This window comes from Mesorhizobium sp. B2-8-3, from assembly GCF_006440815.1.
Lineage (GTDB): Bacteria > Pseudomonadota > Alphaproteobacteria > Rhizobiales > Rhizobiaceae > Mesorhizobium.
This window is the reverse complement of sequence record NZ_VFTW01000037.1, coordinates 26,043-42,529: the sequence shown is the minus strand read 5'-3', so window position 1 is coordinate 42,529 and position 16,487 is coordinate 26,043. Positions and strand designations below refer to the sequence as shown.

Here is a 16,487-nt window from a genome sequence, read left to right as displayed (position 1 = left end):
ACCGACCAGAGTTTCAGTGCCATCATCCATCTCGCTGCCGCCGTCATAAACTCACGATGAATCTCAACAAGCCCTAATGCATGTCGCGCAAAAGTGTGCAGCGGTTTTGCGATAACGACATGCATGAAAACAAGCCTTGAAGAAGCGGCAGCCCCGCTCTTTACCCGGACCTTCGATCCGCCCCCCAACAAGGGCGTGATGCTCAGCCGCCAGACTCCTTCTGCGCTTCTTCCTGCCGCAGCGAGGCGATGAAGCGCTTGGTCCGCTCACGCTCCGGATTGTCGAACACGACCGAGGCCGGGCCTTTCTCGACGATCGAGCCGGCATCGAGAAAGACGACCTCCTGCGCGATCTTGGAGGCGAGCCTCAGATCGTGCGTCGCCATCACCATGGTTGTGCCTTCGCGGGCAAGCTGCCCAAGCACGTCGACCACTTCCTGCGCCAGTTCCGGATCGAGCGCCGAGGTCGGCTCGTCGCAAAGCAGCACGCGCGGCGACGGCGCCAGCGCCCGGGCGATCGCCACACGCTGCTGCTGACCACCCGACAGCGTCGCCGGCCAGGCATCGGCCTTGTGCGCCATGCCGACCTTTTCGAGCAGCGCCATGGCCCGCTCGCGCGCCCTTGGCTCCGGCCATTTCAGCACCGTCACCAGCCCTTCCATGACATTCTCGATCGCGGTGCGATGCGGGAAGAGCTGGAAATTCTGGAACACCATGCCGGTCTGCAGGCGAATGCGCTGGATGTCCTTGGCCGGCACCTTGATGCCCGAATGGAATTCCAGCCTCTCCTCGCCGATGCGCAAAGCGCCCGACGTCGGGATCTCCAACAGGTTGATGCAGCGCAAGAGCGTGCTTTTGCCGCCGCCCGAAGGGCCGACCAGCGCCGTCACGCTGCCCTCGTCCAGGCTGACGGTGACGCCTTTCAGCACCAGATTGTCGGCGAAGCGCTTTTCGATGTTGCTGAGGCCGATCATGCGTTGGCCTCCAGGAACCCGCCATAGCGGTTGAGCCGCACCTCCAGCCGCGCCTGCAGCGCCGACAGCACCGAGCTCAATGCGAGATAGAGCGCCGCCGCCTCGACATAGAGGATCAGCGGCTCATAGGTGGTGGCGACGATGCGCTGCGCGGCCTGGAACATCTCGGGCACGGTGATCGCCGCCGCCAGCGAGGTATCCTTGACCAGCGAGATGAAGGTGTTGGAAAGCGGCGGCACCGCGACGCGGCCGGCTTGCGGCAGGATCGTGCGCCGCATCGCCTGGCTCCAGGTCATGCCGATCGAGTAGGATGCCTCCCATTGGCCTTTCGGCACCGAGCCGATGACGGCGCGGATGATCTCCGACGTATAGGCGCCAATGTTGAGCGTGAAGCCGATAAGCGCGGCGGGAAAGGCATCGAGCAGGATGCCGACCGATGGCAGGCCGTAGAAGATCAGGAACAACTGAACGAGCAGCGGCGTGCCGCGAAAGATCCAGACATAGAAGCGAACCAGCGCAACCAACGGCTTTGGACCGAACAGCCGGATCAGCGCCGTCGCCAGTCCGGCGATGAGCCCGAGCGCGAAGGACAGGAGCGTCAGCGGCACGGTGAAAATCAGCGCCGCCCACAACAGCGTCGGCAACGATTCCAGCATCAATTGCAGCCAGTGCGGCACGGAGCGCTTCTCCCTTCCAGATACGGCGGCGCGTTCCCCCGTATGGATTGACTATCATGCAAAAGCCGGCGGGCCGTCAAAGACGGCGGCGCATGAATATCGTGCAAAGAATAACGGGCCGTCTTTGACGGCCCGCCGGTTTCCGAACAAGAGGAGATTGCCTTACTTCGAAACGTCCTGGCCGAAATATTTGTCGGCGATCTTCTGGTAGGTGCCGTCGGCCTTGATGTCGGCCAGCGCCTTGTTGATGGCCGCGACCAGCTCCGGATCGCCCTTGCGCACGATAACGCCGGAATAGTCGGCATTCTCTTCCTGCGCGGCGATCTTCACATTGGCGTCCGGCTTGTGCTTCTTGAAGTCGAGGAAGGACAGGCTGTCGTTGATGGTGGCGTCGGCGCGGCCGGTGAGCAGAAGCTGGATCGACTGGTCGAAGCCGTCGGTGCCGACGAGCTCGGCGCCATTGGACTCGGCGAGCTTGCCGAAGTTGGAGGTCAGCGACTGCGCCGACTTCTTGCCCTTGAGGTCGGCGAAGGTCTTGATATCGGTGTTGTCGCCGCGCACGATCAGCACCGCCTTCGAGGCGATGTAGGGATCGGAGAAGTCGTACTTGGCCTTGCGCGCATCGGTGATGCCGACCTCGTTGATGACGGCGTCGTAGCGGTTGGCGTCGAGGCCGGCGATCAGCCCGTCCCACTTGCCTTCGAGGAACTCGACCTTGACGCCGAGCTTGTCGGCGATGGCCTTGGCGATCTCGACATCGAAGCCGACCAGGGCGTTGGATTCGTCATGGTAGGTGAAGGGCGCGTAGGTGCCTTCGGTGCCGACCTTGATGACGCCCGCCTGCTTGATCTGGTCGAGATTGGCGCCGGCATGCCCGGCCGTGACCGCCAGAACCTGCAACGTTCCGGCGACAAGGAGCGATTTGAGCCATTTCATTTTTCTGTGATCCCGTTTTGACCGGTGCCCCGGCGCGATTGTGAGAGCCGGAAACTGACAGATAGAAGGCCGCGAAATAAGGAACCAGATTTCAAAAATCGCCTCTTCCAGAAATCTGTTTCTCAAAATTGCCTGATAACCGCCAAGCGACTTTTTCGGGCCGATAACAAAACGTTCCCGCTGGCAATATTTGCCCCCTCGGACGGCGGAACCATCGATGCGCCTGACACGTTGCATGGCTGTTGTAGGGCGCGGCGGCATCTTTTCAACCGCTGTAAGCCCACTCACCACCAAAAGGAGCCGGCATGATCGAGGACGCGGCAGGACGGACGCTGGTCCGGGCGGCAATGAAGGCTCCTTATCTCGAGCGCGACGAGGAGCATGTCCTCGCCTTGCGCTGGAAGGAAGAGAACGACCAGCACGCGTTGCACAGGATCACCGTCGCCCATATGCGCCTGGTCATCTCGATGGCCTCGAAATTCCGCCATTACGGCCTGCCGCTCGGCGACCTTATCCAGGAGGGCCATGTCGGCCTGCTCGAGGCTGCCGCCCGTTTCGAGCCCGCGCGCGAAGTGCGCTTCTCGACCTATGCTACCTGGTGGATCCGCGCTTCCATGCAGGATTACATCCTGCGCAACTGGTCGATCGTGCGCGGCGGCACCAGTTCGGCGCAGAAGGCGCTGTTCTTCAACCTGCGGCGTCTGCGCGCCCGCCTCGCCAACGGCGCCGAGCCGCTCTCCAATGCCACGCTCTATCGCGAGGTCTCGGCCGCGCTCGGCGTTCCGGAAGCCGACGTGGCGATGATGGATTCACGCCTGTCCTCGCCCGACAGCTCGCTCAACGCGCCTTTGGCCGATGAGAACGGCGCCGCCGAGCGGATGGATTTCCTGGTCTCCGAAGACCCGCTCCCCGACGAGATCGTCGGCGACCGGATCGACATCCAGCGCCGGGCTGTCTGGCTGAAGAGCGCGCTCGGCGCGCTCAACGCCCGCGAGCTTCGCATCATCGAGGAGCGCAGGCTGAGCGACGACGGCGCCACGCTGGAAGCGCTCGGCGAACAGCTCGGCATCTCCAAGGAACGCGTCCGCCAGATCGAGGCCCGCGCCATGGAAAAGCTGAAGCTGGCTCTTGTGAAGCAGAATCCGGAATTTTTGGCGGAAGCGGCCTGAAATTAATGTAATTAAAAATCAAAGATAAGAAATTTATTAAATAAGAATATATTCGCCGTCGAGGCGATTTCTCCTCGGTAACGCATATTGATTGTGAGCTCTTTAACAGACCGCTGCGCCGCAATCGGCTTTTTTGACGCCTCCAGATCATAACATATGGGGGATCTGCCATGCTGCGATGCTGCGCGCTCCTTGCAGCCCTGTTCCTCGTGGGCCTCTCGACATTCGAAGCGCACGCCGATCGAAGGGTTGCGCTTGTCATCGGCAATTCCGAATATCGCGAAATCCCGGCGCTCAAGAATCCCGACAAGGACGCGGACGACGTCTCCAATACGTTCCGGCTGGCCGGCTTCGAGGTGTTCGCCGCCAAGGACCTGACCAGGCTTCAGTTCGAAGAGCGGTTCCGCAACTATCTGGCGGCGGCCGACGGCGCCGATCTCGCGGTCGTCTACTATTCGGGACACGGCTTTCAGATCGGCGGCGAGAATTTCCTGATTCCGGTCGATGCGTCGCTGAAAGATGCGGCCGACATGGAGGTCCAGGCGATCAAGGTCGACGACATATTGCGGCAACTGCGCTCGAGATCGAAGATCCAGATGATCATCCTCGACGCCTGCCGCAACAATCCCTTCCCGCGCAAGGACTATTGGCTGCGCGACCAGTTGATCGTCGCCGGCGACAGCGGACTTGCGCAGGTGACAGGTTCGCAGAACACGCTGATTGCCTATGCAACCGAGCCGGGGGCGGTCGCCTATGACGGCTCCGGCGATCTCAGCCCGTTCTCGTCGTCCTTCTCCCGCCGCGCGCTGGCGCCGGACCAGGAGATACGCTCAGTCATGGCGGCCGTGCGCCGCGACGTGGTCAAGGCCACCAACGGCAAGCAGGTTCCGTGGGAGAACTCCTCGCTGATCGACGATGTCGTGCTGATGCGCGGGGCGGAGCAACCAGCGCCGCTGCCGCCCGACACGCAGCAGAACGAGCAGGTGGCGGAGCGCGGAATCCAGGTTGCCGATGTCGCCGAGGCGATTGGAAGTCGCGATATCCGCGTCCCGGTCGGCGTCGGCCCGGTTCCGCTGAAACTGGATCTTCCGGCCAAGGATGCCTCGATCAGCCTCAAGCTTGCGAGCTACCCGGCGACCGGAACGCTGTCCTTGCCCGGTCGCGTCCTGTCGCCGCAATCGAGCCTGATGGCCGCCGAGGTCGACAGTCTACGCTATGAGCCGCAGATCGGCTCGGCCGCTCCCGTCGAAGTCGGCTTCGAGATCCGTGTGGGCAACGCCGCGAAGCGGGCGACGATGAAACTATCGCCGGGCGTCGACCCTTGCGACCAGGCCGCCGGCGAGCCGCTCGACCTGCAGGGCGTCGTCCCGGGACGGTTGCCGAACGAGATCGGCGGCGGGGCTCTCGAGACCTGCGAGGCGGCGGTGAAGTCCTACCCCGACATTGCGCGCTTCCGTTACGAACTGGGGCGGGCGCTGCTGGCGGCGGGCAGGATCGACGAGGCCAGGCAGGCGATCCAGGAAGCCGCGGACAAGGGACATATCCGCGCCCTGTTCGCGCTCGGCTCCATCGCCTCGTCCGGAACAGGGGCGGCTGTCGATGCATCGAAGGCGAACGACCTCTATTCGAAGGCGTCGGACAACGGAGACCCCTACGCCCTGGCCGCCTGGGGACGCGCTTTGTTCAATGGCCTCGGCGTCGAGCGCGACACCGGCAAGGGCCTCGACCTGCTGCTCCAGGCAGCGGCGATGGGGCATGTCGACGCCATGAAGGAGCTTGCCGTGATCTTCAAGGAAGGCCGCAACGGCGTGCCCGCCGACCCGGCCCGCGCCCTGGCTTTCCTCAAAGCCGGCATGGCGCGGCAAGACGTCTATTCGATGGGCATTCTCGGTCTTTCCGCGCACCCCGCGCGCACAACCCCCGTGGTCATGGCGTGCAAGGCCCCGAAGGTCATCACGAAGATAAAAGTGGTGCGCGTGCCCGTGTCGAAACCGAAGACCGTCACACCGACAATTCCGGGGGCACCAAAGGTCAAGCCGATGCCAACGGGAACCGGGAGGACATCCTGGACTGGTGGCGGTAGCCACGCTGCCGGCACCGGCGGTGGCAATACCGGCGACGGCGAAGGTGACGGCGGCGACACCGGTAGTGACGGCTTGTGAAGGACAACGGCTCCCGGCCCGGGCGATTGTTCAAATAGCCGACGGCGCCTGGTTGGTGCGAATTCGCAAGTCCCTACCTGTCGGTGACGATCTTGACCTTGTCGCCCGACGACACTGTCGCGCCCGGCGACATGGCGTTGAGCACGCGGAACAGGTCGAGCTTGCGGTCGACACCGACCATCTGCGCGGCGAGCGAGCCCATGGTCTGGCCGGCCTGGACGGTGACGACCCTGATATGCAGCGGCTTCAGCGCCGCCTTCTCGGCCGGACTCAGCACGCGGAAGGAGCCGCTGACCGAGCGCGCCACCGGGTCCAGCGAAGTGCTGGCCGAGGGCGCGGCCGTCAGCAGCCTGTAGACTTGGCCGCCGGCGCGGATCACTGCGATGTCGAACTGCCAGCCTTGCGCGCTGGCATGCGCCGTCGCCGCATCGTTGCCGTTGATCGTCTCCTGGCGCACGCTGGCGTCTTCCAACCCCGCCACCCAGCCGCTGCGGATGTAATCGGTGAGCGATACCGACTTGTCGATCGCCACGCCGTCGAAGCGGATGGCGATGTCGCCAGGCCCGGTCGCGGTGACGGCGGCCGCCGAATTGTCGATGACGAAACCGTCCGGCACGGTGAAGGAGACACCGAGATTGGGGTGCATGAAGGTCTGGCCGCGCACATAGCCTTCTTCCGGCGTGTCGCCGTAAAGCAGGCCGTCTATGCCGGCCAGAAATGCGTCGCGGTCGCGCGTGCCGACGCCGGGCGGGCCGAAATTGCGCGCAAGGCGCTGCGCCAGCTCGATACGCTGCGGCGTGTTGGGGTGCGTCGCCAGGAAGTCGAGGCTGGCGTCGGTGGCGCCGCTGACCGAGCGGAAATCCGTATAGGCCGACATCGACTGCAGGAAGCGACCCGCCGCATAGGGATCATAGCCCGCCTCGCCGATCGACTTGATGCCGATGGCGTCGGCCTGCAGTTCCTGGTTGCGCGAGAATTGCGCAAGCCTGAGCTTGCCGCGAATAAGCGCCGCCTTGGCGGTCGGGCTGTCGCCGAGCACATCGGAAACCACCTTGGTCGCCAGGCCTTCCTCGGCTTCGAGTTGCTGCCGCTGCAGGCCGTGATTCGCGGTGACGTGGCCCATCTCATGCGCGATGACGGCGGCAAGCTCGGACGAATCGTTGGCCAGCGCCAGCAAGCCGCGCGTCACATAGAGATAGCCGCCCGGCAGCGCGAAGGCGTTGACGTTGGGTGAGTTGAGGATGGTGATGCGATAGGTTTGGGTAGGGTTTGCCGACACCACCGTCAGATTGCCGACGACCTTGGCCACCATGCGTTCGAGCCTGGGGTCGGAATATTCGCCGCCATAGGTGGCGAGAATCCGCGGATGCTGCGCCTTCGCCATTTCGGCGAGCTTGGCGTTGGCGACGACATTGTCGACGGTGATCGGCTTGTCGGAAGGCTGGAAGCCGCTTTCCTGCACGTCCGGCGGCGTGAACATCTGGCAGCTGGCCAGTACGGCAACGCTCGCCAGCGCGAGAAATCGTGCCAGCGGCCTCATCCAAACCTTCTCAGCGCCGGTCGACAGATCGGCTTCCTTTCGAACTCTTTCGGCAAATCGCTGCCCAGCCGGACCAGCATGGCCGGACCTAGCCACACTCCCCCGGACAAGGCAAGCAAACGCCGGATCGCCCGTTGCCGGTTTGGCCGTAAATTATGTCCGCTTCCAGGCAATATGTTGTGATCCGGCAACGGTGCCGGCTCGATCGCCGATATAGCGCCGGAAGGCGTCCGGTCCAGACCGATCGAAGAAATCATCCGCCGGCCCGGTTGCCGCGATCGTGCCTTCGTCGAGAAAAGCCACGTCCTGGCCGATGCGGCGCGCATCTTCCGGCTGATGCGTGACGAACAGCACCGTCATTTCGCGCTCGGCATGGATGCCGGCCATAAGGTCGAGCATGTCGTCGCGCAGCGCCGGGCCGAGCGACGCGAAAGGTTCGTCGAGCAGCAAGACTGGCCGGTCGCGCAACAGCACCCGCGCCAGCGCCACGCGTTGCCGCTCGCCGCCGGAAAGCTCGCGCGGCAACCGCCTTTCCTTGCCCGCAAGACCGACCCGCGCCAGCGCCTCGGTGACGTCGGCGCGATCGGCATCGCCGAGTTTGAGCGACGGCGAGCGGCCGAGCCCGACATTGGCTTCGACCGAAAGATGCGCGAACAAATTGTTTTCCTGGAACACCATTGACACCGGCCGCGCCGAAGGCGGCGTGTTGCCGAGATCGGCGCCGCCGATCAGCACCTTGCCCGCATCGGGCGTTTCGAAGCCGGCTATCAGATTGAGCAGCGTCGACTTGCCGGAGCCGCTCGGCCCCATGATGGCGGTGATCCTGCCGGCCGCGAATTCGGCGTCGAAACTGAAGGAGGATTCGCCATAGCTGAACGAGACGCCCTCCAGCGCGACGGTGAGGCCCTTTTGCGCGGCGGCGCCATCGATGCTCGTCGTCATGACTTTCCTTCCCGCCCCAGCCAGTCGGCGGCGACCACCAGCATCAGGCAGACGAGGCCGAGCAGCAAGGCAAGCCCCGCGGCGTCGGCTGTCCGGTAGCTGCCCATGCGCGCCAAAAGCAGATAGGGCAAGGTCTGCACGGAATCGCTGCCGAACAGCGCGATCACGCCAAGATCGCCGAGCGACAGCGCCATGGCGAAGGCGAAGCCGGTGGCCAGGGGCCGCCTGAGCGACGGCCAGTCGATCAGGCTGAGCCGGGTCCAGCCGGATATGCCGAGCGCCAGGCAAAGCCGCTCGTGGCGCTCGCTCGCCGCGTCATAGGCCGGGCGAATGGCGCGGATGGCGAAGGGCATCGCCATCACCGCGTTGACGGCGACGACCATGGCCGGCGCGACGGCGAAGACATCGGTGACGTGGCGCAGCGCCAGGAACCAGCCGGCGCCAAGCACGATTGGCGGCACGACCAGCACGAAGCCGGCGCCGGTGTCGGCGGCATGTTCGAGCAGGCCCATGGCGCCGCCTGCCCGGCGCCGCAGGGCCAGCGCGCGCCGCGCCGCGATCAGCGCCAGCGACAACGTCACGCTGAGCAGTGCCGCAAGCAGGGCGAGGCCCGCGCTGGTGAGCGTCGCGCGACGCACCGCCGCTTCACCCGCCAATCGGCCTAGGTCGGCCTGAAGTCCTGAAAGCACGGTCGCCGCCATCGGCCCGGCGACGAACAGCAGGGCCAGCGCGATGAGGCCGGCGTTCAGCACGCTTTCGGTCCGTCCCGCCGAAAGGTAGCGGCGTGGCGCCACCGGCAGATTGGCATCGCCGACCGTGTTGGCGCCGAGCCGCGTGAGCGCGACGACCACGACGAAGGTGAGCGCGATCTGCAGCAGCGTCAGCACCACGGCGCGCGCGGGATCGAAATCGAAGCGCAGCGCCTGGTAGATGGCGACCTCCAGCGTCGTCGCGGCCGGACCGCCGCCCAGCGTCAGCACGATGGTGAAGGAGGTTATGCAGAGCATGAAGACCAGCCCGGCGATCCCCGGCAGGGCCGCGCGCAGCACCGGCCATTCGACCAGCCGGAAAGCGGGCCGGGCGCCCATGCCGAGCTGACTCGCCAGCCGCCACTGGTCGGCGGGAACGGTGCCCAGCGCCTCGAGGAAGAGGCGCGTGGCCAGGGGCAGGTTGAAGAAGACATGCGCGACAAGGATGCCGGAGAGGCCGTAGATTCCCGGCCAATCCCCACCGCCAAGTTCGGCGAAGACGCCGGCAAGATACCCCGCCCGTCCATAGAGCGCCAATATGCCGAGCGCGGCGACGATCGCCGGCAATGCCAGCGGCACGGTGAACAACTGCAGGATCAGGCGACGCCCGGGAAAGATCGGATGTCTCGACAAAGCGCGCGCAACCAGCAGCGCCGGCGCGATCGACAGCAGCGTCGACAGAGCCGCCTGCCACAGTGTGAAGCGGGCGACGCGCAAGAGATAACTGTCGAAGGCCGCGGCAGCGCCGGAGAGATCCTGCGCGCCTTCGAGGACGAGGCCGGCGAAAGCGCCGCCAATGAGGAAGCCGATGGCGGCAAGGGCGATGACGCCGGCGGGGATGCGGGAGTCAGGGTGCGCGGCGGCTTGCACGTCGCACCTTGGTGGAATTCAGCAAACGCCGCGTTCCTTCGCGCCCCCCTCTGTCCTGCCGGATATCTCCCCCTCTAGGGGGGAAATTAGCAACTTCGACGCCGCGCTCGATCCTGCAACGCCCGAGATTGGCGAAGGCCGGCGTGACAGCCAATCTCCCCCCTAGAGGGGGAGATATCCGGCAGGACAGAGGGGGGCGCCGTAGAGCGATCATCGCGGAAGGATAATAACCGAGACGTCCTACTTGCTCATCATCGCCAGCCACTCATCCACCCAGGCCTTGCGGTTGGCAGCCACTTCCTCGGGGCTGAACAGCAAGGTCTTGGTCGGCTTGACCAATTTGTCGAAGGCCGGGTTGAGTGGCTTGTCGGTCTTGCCGGCCGGGAACATCCAGTTGGTCTCCGGAATCACGTCCTGGAATTTCGGTCCGGTCATGAAGGCGATGAACTTTTGCGCCAGCGGGTTCTTGGCGCCCGTCGTGGTGATGCCGGCAACCTCGATCTGCAGGTACTCGCCTTCCTCGAAAGAGGCCGCCTGGTAGCGCTCGGTGTTCTCGGCCACCATGTGATAGGCCGGCGAGGTGGTGTAGGAGAGCACCATCGGCGCCTCGCCCTTGGTGAACAGGCCATAGGCCTCGCTCCAGCCAGGCGTCACCGTCAGCACCTTGGTCTTGAGCTTTGCCCACGCCTCCGGCGCCTTGTCGCCATAGACCGACTTCACCCACAAGAGCAGGCCTAGGCCGGGCGTCGAGGTGCGCGGATCCTGTATGACGATCTTGTCCGTGCCGGCGCCCTCCACCAGGTCCTTCAGGCTCTTGGGCGGTGTCTTCAGTTTTTGTGTGTCATAGACGACGGCGAAATAGCCATAATCGAAGGGGACAAAAGTGTCGTCGCTCCAGCCGCCGGGCACGTTGATGCCGGAGACTTCGCCATGCGGCGCGAACAGGCCGCTCGCCTTGGCATCCGCCGTCAGGTTGGTGTCGAGGCCGAGCACGATGTCGGCCTTGGTGCCGGCGCGTTCCAGCTTGACGCGGTTGAGCAGGGCGACGCCGTCCGCGACCGAGACGAATTCGAGATCGCAGCCGCATTCGGCCTCGAACTCCTTCTTGACGGCCGGGCCGGGCCCCCAGTCGGCGGTGAAGCTCTCATAGGTATAGACGGTGAGCTTGTCCTTTGCCTCTGCAGGCGCGACGCTCGCCAGAAGCGAGACAAGACCGGTTGCGAGAATGAGATTGGACAGCATTGCGCGCATCGGCGCCTCCTTCGTTCGAGTGACAAGGATTGAGGCGCCGGATGGTCCGAAACGTCTAATCCCTCCGCCGGTACAAACCGGATCAGGTTCAGCGGGTTGGCTTGATCGCCTCTCAGCCGGATCACGTCCGGCACCCCGTTAGAGCGTTTCGACAGATAGGCCCCGCCGAAGCGGCGCGCAAGCGGAAGTTTGCCGGGCGGCTGATGTTCGGACAGCAGGCGCGCAACCGAAGCGCGGGCCGTCCGGCTTCCGTTTCGCTTGGAGGGCTGGTAAGGGCCACGGCCATGGGCACATTCACCATCCTGCTTGGCGGCGAGCTTATTCGCACGCCCCGGCTCGAACGCCAGATCGAAGCTTCGCGCGTCATCGCCGCCGATGCCGGCATCGGCCATGCCCGCATGCTTGGACTGGTGCCGGAGCTGTGGGTCGGCGATTTCGACTCGGTGCCTGCCAATCTACCGGATGATCGCGCCGCCGTTCCGCGAATAGTCTTCCCGGCCGAGAAGGACATGACCGATGGCGAGCTCGCCATAGCGGAAGCGCTTAAGCGTGGCGCCACCAGCCTGGTGTTGGCTGGCGCCTTCGGCGGCAAGCGCGCCGACCATGCTTTCCTGCACCTGGCGCTTGCGCTTCGGCTGGCAGAGGCCGGCACCGAGGTCTTGCTGACCAGCGGCGCGCAGGAAGGCGTTCCCATCCTGCCTGGCAAGGCCAGCTTCGACTATGACGACGGCACCTTGTTTTCGGTGCTCGGCTTCTCCGAGCTCGCCGGCCTGACGGTGACCGGCGCGAAATGGCCGCTCGACCGCGTCGAGGTGGCGTTCGGCTCCTCGCTCACAATATCAAACGAGGTCAAAGGGCAGCTCGGCATCGCGCTGGAGCGCGGCCGGGCGCTGCTTCTGGCCCACCCCTATCCTCTTCCAGAAAGCTGACATGGCGCCGCCACTCCTCAATCTCGACGGCATTAAACTGACCTTCGGCGGCACCCCGCTGCTCGACGGCGCGGCGCTCAGCGCATCCGCTGGCGAGAAGATCGCGCTGGTCGGCCGCAACGGCTCGGGCAAGTCGACGCTCCTCAAGATCGCCGCCGGCATGATCGAGCCGCAGGACGGCGAGGTGTTCCGCCAGCCTTCGGCGACCGTCCGCTATCTGCCGCAGATGCCGGATATGGACGGCTTCGCCGACGTGCGTGCCTATGTCGAGGCCGGCCTCGGCCCGGCCGACGATCCGCATCGCGCCACTTATCTGATGGAGCATCTCGGCCTGACCGGCGAGGAGCGTCCGAACGATCTTTCCGGTGGCGAGGCGCGCCGCGCCGCGCTTGCCCGCGTCATGGCGCCGGAGCCCGATATCCTCCTGCTCGACGAGCCGACCAACCATCTCGACCTGTCGGTCATCGAATGGCTGGAAGAGGAGCTTGCCCGCACCTCCTCCGCCGTCATCCTGATCTCGCACGACCGCCGCTTCCTCGAGCGCGTCACGCGCGCCACCGTCTGGCTCGACCGCGGCCAGACGCGGCGGCTGGACAAGGGCTTTGCCCATTTCGAGGAATGGCGCGACCAGGTGCTGGAAGAAGAAGAGCGCGAGCAGCACAAGCTCGGCCGCCAGATCGTGCGCGAGGAGCACTGGCTGCGCTATGGCGTGACCGCCAGGCGCAAGCGCAACATGCGTCGCCTCGGCGAGTTGCAGACCATGCGCCAGCGCTTCCGCAGCCATCGCGGCGCCGAAGGCACTGCCACCATGGTGGCGAGCGATGCCGCCGAATCCGGCAAGCTGGTGATCGAGGCCAGGAACATCGACAAGAGTTTCGGCGACCTCACCGTGGTCAAGGGTTTCTCGACCCGCATCCAGCGCGGCGACCGCGTTGGCCTGGTTGGCCCGAACGGCGCCGGCAAGACGACATTGTTGAAGATGCTGACCGGCGAGCTGGCGCCGGATGCCGGCACCGTGCGGCTCGGCGTCAATCTGGAGATCGCGACGCTCGACCAGAAGCGCGAGGCCGTCGACCCGGCCGAGACGCTGGCGCATTACCTCACGGACGGGCGCGGTGAGAACCTTGTTGTCAATGGCGAGCAGCGCCACGTCGTCTCCTACATGAAGGATTTCCTGTTCAAGCCGGAGCAGGCGCGCACGCCGGTGCGCGAGCTTTCCGGCGGCGAGCGCGCTCGGCTGCTTCTGGCCCGCGTGCTGGCGCGGCCGGCGAATTTGCTGGTGCTCGACGAGCCGACCAACGATCTCGACATGGAGACGCTGGAACTGCTGCAGGAACTGGTCGCGGGCTTTGCCGGAACCGTGATCCTGGTCAGCCACGACCGCGACTTCCTCGACCGCACCGTCACCAGCGTGATCGCGCCGGACGGCGGCGGCCGCTGGATCGAATATGCAGGCGGCTATTCCGACATGCTGGCGCAGCGCGGCGGCTCGAAGCTGGAAGACCGCAAGGCGAGGTCGAAGGCCGAGACCGCCGAGGCTTCGCCGAAAACCGAACAACCCGTATCGAAGAGCCCGGCGAAGAAACTCTCGTTCAAGCAGAAATTCGCATTGGATTCGCTGCCCAAGAAGATCGAGGCGGTGACGGCCTCGATCTCGCGGCTGGAGAACAACATCGCAGACCCGTCCTTCTACGAGCGCGACCCGGCCTCGTTTCAGAAGACCATAGCCGCGCTCGACAAGGAGCGCACGACGCTGGCCGCGCTTGAGGAAGAGTGGCTGGAGCTGGAGATGCTACGGGAAGAGATGGAGGGATGAGGAGCTTGCTTGCACGCAGATATGCGCTTATTCTATGCGCATGAAGAGGTAGGCCATGCTCCATTCAACTGCAAAACCGCAACGCAAATCGGTCAACACCTCGATTGATTCCAGATTGATCGAGGAGGCCAAGGCATTGGGCATCAACATGTCCCGCGCTGCCGAGCAAGGGATCGCCAAGGCAATTTCTGCCGAGAAAACGCGTCGCTGGCAGGAAGAGAACAAGGAAGCGCTCGAAAGCTCCAACGAATATGTCAAACGCAACGGTCTGCCTTTAGCCAAGCACCGGCTGTTTTGATGGCCCGTTATGATTTCTATCGGAACGCAGGAAGCGACGGTTATCTCCTTGATGTCCAGTCCGACATACTGGAACACCTCGAGACCAACGTCGTCGTTCCGCTTCTGCCGCCCAACATCGCACCGTTGCCGGCGCGCAGGCTAAATCCGATCTTCAGAATCGATGGCAAAGACCACGTGATGGTCACTCAATTCATTTCGGCTGTCATGGCTTCGGAATTGCGGGCGGCAGAAGGAAACCTCGCAAGACATCACGATGAGATCGTCGCCGCTCTCGACATGCTGTTTCAGGGCTTCTGAGCGGTAGCTCAAGACCGCCGCTGTTCCTCACCCCGACGTCTTCGCAGCCCAGGCCTTCAGCGCCTCGTCGAAAACCTTCTCGCCCGGGATGCCCTTTTCCATGGTGAGCAGCGCGCGGCGTCCGGTCTTGTAGACCACGGGCACGTCGATCCAGTCCTGGCCGCGAAGCAGCGTCAGGTTGGCGTCCTCGTCCGCCTTGGTGTCGTTGAGCGCGACGAGGAAGAAGCCGTCGGCGATCTTGGCCGGAATGCCGATCAGCGGGCTGCCGGCGTCCTGTTCGGAGCTCTTCATGGCGATGCGCAGGATGTTGTCGACGCCGCCGCCGTCAAACCCTTCCGGCGTCAGGAAGATCATCTCGACGATGTGGCTGGCCGGCAGCGTCTGGTCGGTGTTGCGCCGGATCGTCATGCGCAGCTGGATATTCTTGCCGGGGATCGTCGCCTCGGCGCGGATCGCCGGTTCGGGCGGCAGATCGCCGCCGGGCGATTCCTGCACCAGCGACCAGACGATGCTGCCGGGCTCGGCCGTGCCCTGCTGCGTGCTGGTGCGCTCCTCATAGAAGATCGCCTTCTGTCCTACCGGCACGGTCGCAGTCGTCGGCGCTGGCGCGGGCGGCGTCGTGCCTGCGCCCGGCGGCGTTGCACCAGCCGCCGGTGGCGTGGTGCCAGCCGCGGGCGGCGTTGGCGCATCAGCCGCGGGCGGTGTTGTTCCGGACGCTGGCGGCGTCGGATTGGCGGCGGCGGTCGGAGCCGGCGTTGCGGCAGGCGCCTCGGGCGTTTGCGTGGCCGGAACAGGCGGTGTCGTCACCGGCGCGGCCGGCGGCCGGGAGGTAAGTGCTGCGACGGATTCGCCTTCGCCGATCGTGGCCTGTCCGCCGGCCGGACCGGGATCGGTCTCCTTGCCCTCGGGTGTCAGGCGTTGCGTGAATTTGGTCGCGTCGGCCGGCTCGCTGGCGCTGGGCGCAGCCGGCGCGGCCGCCGTCTCCGTCGCCGGCTTGGCCGGAGCCGGCTTGACCAGCGGCTCGGTCGAGACCGTCTTGCTGCCACCGCCAAGACCGAAGAGCGAGCCGAACGCATTCTTGTTCAGCCATATGCCGTAGCCGCCGCCGGCGAGCACCAACAGCGCGATGAGAGCGGCGATCAAGCCGCCATAGCTGCGCTTGCGTTCCTGCCGCTGTGGCCGCAGGCGCTGGAAGGTATCGGCCGCCGGCTGCTCGTCATTGGCAAAGACATCGCCGCCGTCATCGGCATCGTCCATGCCCGTCAGGCCGACATCGTCCTCGCGCGGCGACGGCATCGGCGGCGGCGCCTTCTGCCAGGCTGGTTCGGCCTTTGGCGCGGTCTGCCAGTTCGGCTCCGTCCTTGCCGTGTTCTGCCACGCCGGCTCGGCTTTCACGGGGTTCTGCCGCGCGGGCTCCGCCTTCGGCGCGCTTTGCCAGCTTGGTTCCGTCCTGGCGGGCGCGGGCGCCGGCCTGAACGGTTCGGATTTGAACGGATCCGGCTTGGCAGGCTCAGGCGCCGCCGGCTGGCGGGAATGGCTCGGCTGATTCTTGTTGCGGTCGATGGAGGAGAAAATATGCTCCAGCTCCGCCAGCGGATCCTCGGCCGGAACGGGTTTGGCATATTCGCGCTCGACGCTGGAGATGGCATCTTCCAGCGAGCGCTTCTGCTTGCTGACGACATCGGGCGCAAGCGGCGGGGAATACTCGGCGAGTTTCTTCGCCAGCACCGCGCGGGCGCCGTCGTATATCTGCTTACGCACCTCGAACGAAGGGTCCACCTTCTTGTCGATCTGCTTTTTCAGAACACTAACGAAATCTGCCATGCGTCAGGTGACCTGCATTCTTTTCCCGCCAGCCGCAAATCAGCCATAGCGC

Annotated in this window: 14 protein-coding genes and 1 riboswitch; of the genes, 6 read left to right on the top strand and 8 right to left on the bottom strand. The window is 65.0% G+C overall.

From position 1 onward, the window contains the following. Nucleotides 1-202 precede the first annotated feature (202 nt). The 3 genes from FJ418_RS30110 to FJ418_RS30100 form a co-directional block, all read right to left on the bottom strand. Nucleotides 203-973, bottom strand: a complete 771-nt coding sequence (locus FJ418_RS30110) for an amino acid ABC transporter ATP-binding protein (RefSeq protein WP_140871849.1) — start codon at nt 971-973, stop codon at nt 203-205. Next, nucleotides 970-1,650 (bottom strand): ABC transporter permease subunit, encoded by a 681-nt coding sequence (locus FJ418_RS30105; protein ID WP_140645830.1) that lies wholly within the window; start codon nt 1,648-1,650, stop codon nt 970-972. The genes FJ418_RS30110 and FJ418_RS30105 overlap by 4 nt, the downstream gene beginning before the upstream one ends. A gap of 162 nt (nt 1,651-1,812) precedes the next feature. Beyond that, entirely contained in the window at nt 1,813-2,586 is a 774-nt protein-coding gene (locus tag FJ418_RS30100) for an amino acid ABC transporter substrate-binding protein (RefSeq protein ID WP_140645831.1), read from the bottom strand. 305 nt (nt 2,587-2,891) lie between these two features. On the opposite strand from FJ418_RS30100, the gene FJ418_RS30095 reads away from it, so the two are divergent. Next, entirely contained in the window at nt 2,892-3,755 is an 864-nt protein-coding gene (locus FJ418_RS30095; RefSeq protein WP_140645832.1) for an RNA polymerase factor sigma-32, read from the top strand. A 170-nt stretch (nt 3,756-3,925) separates the two neighbouring features. Beyond that, complete coding sequence (locus tag FJ418_RS30090; RefSeq protein WP_140871847.1) at nt 3,926-5,917, top strand: caspase family protein; 1,992 nt, start codon at nt 3,926-3,928, stop codon at nt 5,915-5,917. A gap of 73 nt (nt 5,918-5,990) precedes the next feature. Here the strand turns inward: FJ418_RS30090 and FJ418_RS30085 are convergent, their stop codons facing one another. The 4 genes from FJ418_RS30085 to thiB all read right to left on the bottom strand — a co-directional run bounded on the left by FJ418_RS30085 (nt 5,991) and on the right by thiB (nt 11,269). Continuing rightward, entirely contained in the window at nt 5,991-7,457 is a 1,467-nt protein-coding gene (locus FJ418_RS30085; RefSeq protein ID WP_140654974.1) for a M48 family metalloprotease, read from the bottom strand. A gap of 153 nt (nt 7,458-7,610) precedes the next feature. Further along, nucleotides 7,611-8,399, bottom strand: coding sequence for a thiamine ABC transporter ATP-binding protein (thiQ, locus tag FJ418_RS30080; RefSeq protein ID WP_140654971.1), 789 nt, complete (start codon nt 8,397-8,399; stop codon nt 7,611-7,613). Beyond that, nucleotides 8,396-10,018, bottom strand: a complete 1,623-nt coding sequence (thiP, locus tag FJ418_RS30075) for a thiamine/thiamine pyrophosphate ABC transporter permease (protein ID WP_140871845.1) — start codon at nt 10,016-10,018, stop codon at nt 8,396-8,398. The genes thiQ and thiP overlap by 4 nt, the downstream gene beginning before the upstream one ends. Nucleotides 10,019-10,258: 240 nt before the next feature. Further along, a complete protein-coding gene (thiB, locus tag FJ418_RS30070; RefSeq protein ID WP_140871843.1) occupies nt 10,259-11,269 on the bottom strand; it encodes a thiamine ABC transporter substrate binding subunit in 1,011 nt (336 codons plus the stop codon). A 42-nt stretch (nt 11,270-11,311) separates the two neighbouring features. After that, nucleotides 11,312-11,417: riboswitch (TPP riboswitch) on the bottom strand. A 136-nt stretch (nt 11,418-11,553) separates the two neighbouring features. On the opposite strand from thiB, the gene FJ418_RS30065 reads away from it, so the two are divergent. The 4 genes from FJ418_RS30065 to FJ418_RS30050 are packed head-to-tail and all read left to right on the top strand — an operon-like array spanning nt 11,554 to nt 14,611. After that, the gene (locus FJ418_RS30065) at nt 11,554-12,198 is read left to right on the top strand and encodes a thiamine diphosphokinase (RefSeq protein WP_140871841.1); all 645 of its coding nucleotides are present in this window, start codon (nt 11,554-11,556) and stop codon (nt 12,196-12,198) included. A 1-nt stretch (nt 12,199) separates the two neighbouring features. Then, nucleotides 12,200-14,014 (top strand): ABC-F family ATP-binding cassette domain-containing protein, encoded by a 1,815-nt coding sequence (locus FJ418_RS30060; RefSeq protein ID WP_140871839.1) that lies wholly within the window; start codon nt 12,200-12,202, stop codon nt 14,012-14,014. Nucleotides 14,015-14,069: 55 nt separating this feature from the next. Beyond that, entirely contained in the window at nt 14,070-14,312 is a 243-nt protein-coding gene (locus FJ418_RS30055; RefSeq protein WP_140645840.1) for a type II toxin-antitoxin system CcdA family antitoxin, read from the top strand. After that, nucleotides 14,312-14,611, top strand: coding sequence for a CcdB family protein (locus tag FJ418_RS30050; protein ID WP_140871837.1), 300 nt, complete (start codon nt 14,312-14,314; stop codon nt 14,609-14,611). The genes FJ418_RS30055 and FJ418_RS30050 overlap by 1 nt, the downstream gene beginning before the upstream one ends. 27 nt (nt 14,612-14,638) lie before the next feature. Here FJ418_RS30050 and FJ418_RS30045 read toward each other — a convergent pair whose 3' ends face one another. Further along, nucleotides 14,639-16,435, bottom strand: a complete 1,797-nt coding sequence (locus FJ418_RS30045; protein ID WP_140871835.1) for a hypothetical protein — start codon at nt 16,433-16,435, stop codon at nt 14,639-14,641. Nucleotides 16,436-16,487: the final 52 nt, after the last annotated feature.

Excerpts from the sequence above, each read along its gene's own strand:
- FJ418_RS30110 (WP_140871849.1), bottom strand. The coding sequence starts at position 973 with ATGATCGGCCTCAGCAACATCGAAAAGCGCTTCGCCGACAATCTGGTG.
- FJ418_RS30100 (WP_140645831.1), bottom strand. The coding sequence starts at position 2,586 with ATGAAATGGCTCAAATCGCTCCTTGTCGCCGGAACGTTGCAGGTTCTG.
- FJ418_RS30095 (WP_140645832.1), top strand. The coding sequence starts at position 2,892 with ATGATCGAGGACGCGGCAGGACGGACGCTGGTCCGGGCGGCAATGAAG.
- FJ418_RS30090 (WP_140871847.1), top strand. The coding sequence starts at position 3,926 with ATGCTGCGATGCTGCGCGCTCCTTGCAGCCCTGTTCCTCGTGGGCCTC.
- FJ418_RS30085 (WP_140654974.1), bottom strand. The coding sequence starts at position 7,457 with ATGAGGCCGCTGGCACGATTTCTCGCGCTGGCGAGCGTTGCCGTACTG.
- thiQ (WP_140654971.1), bottom strand. The coding sequence starts at position 8,399 with ATGACGACGAGCATCGATGGCGCCGCCGCGCAAAAGGGCCTCACCGTC.
- thiB (WP_140871843.1), bottom strand. The coding sequence starts at position 11,269 with ATGCGCGCAATGCTGTCCAATCTCATTCTCGCAACCGGTCTTGTCTCG.
- FJ418_RS30065 (WP_140871841.1), top strand. The coding sequence starts at position 11,554 with ATGGGCACATTCACCATCCTGCTTGGCGGCGAGCTTATTCGCACGCCC.
- FJ418_RS30060 (WP_140871839.1), top strand. The coding sequence starts at position 12,200 with ATGGCGCCGCCACTCCTCAATCTCGACGGCATTAAACTGACCTTCGGC.
- FJ418_RS30055 (WP_140645840.1), top strand. The coding sequence starts at position 14,070 with ATGCTCCATTCAACTGCAAAACCGCAACGCAAATCGGTCAACACCTCG.
- FJ418_RS30050 (WP_140871837.1), top strand. The coding sequence starts at position 14,312 with ATGGCCCGTTATGATTTCTATCGGAACGCAGGAAGCGACGGTTATCTC.
- FJ418_RS30045 (WP_140871835.1), bottom strand. The coding sequence starts at position 16,435 with ATGGCAGATTTCGTTAGTGTTCTGAAAAAGCAGATCGACAAGAAGGTG.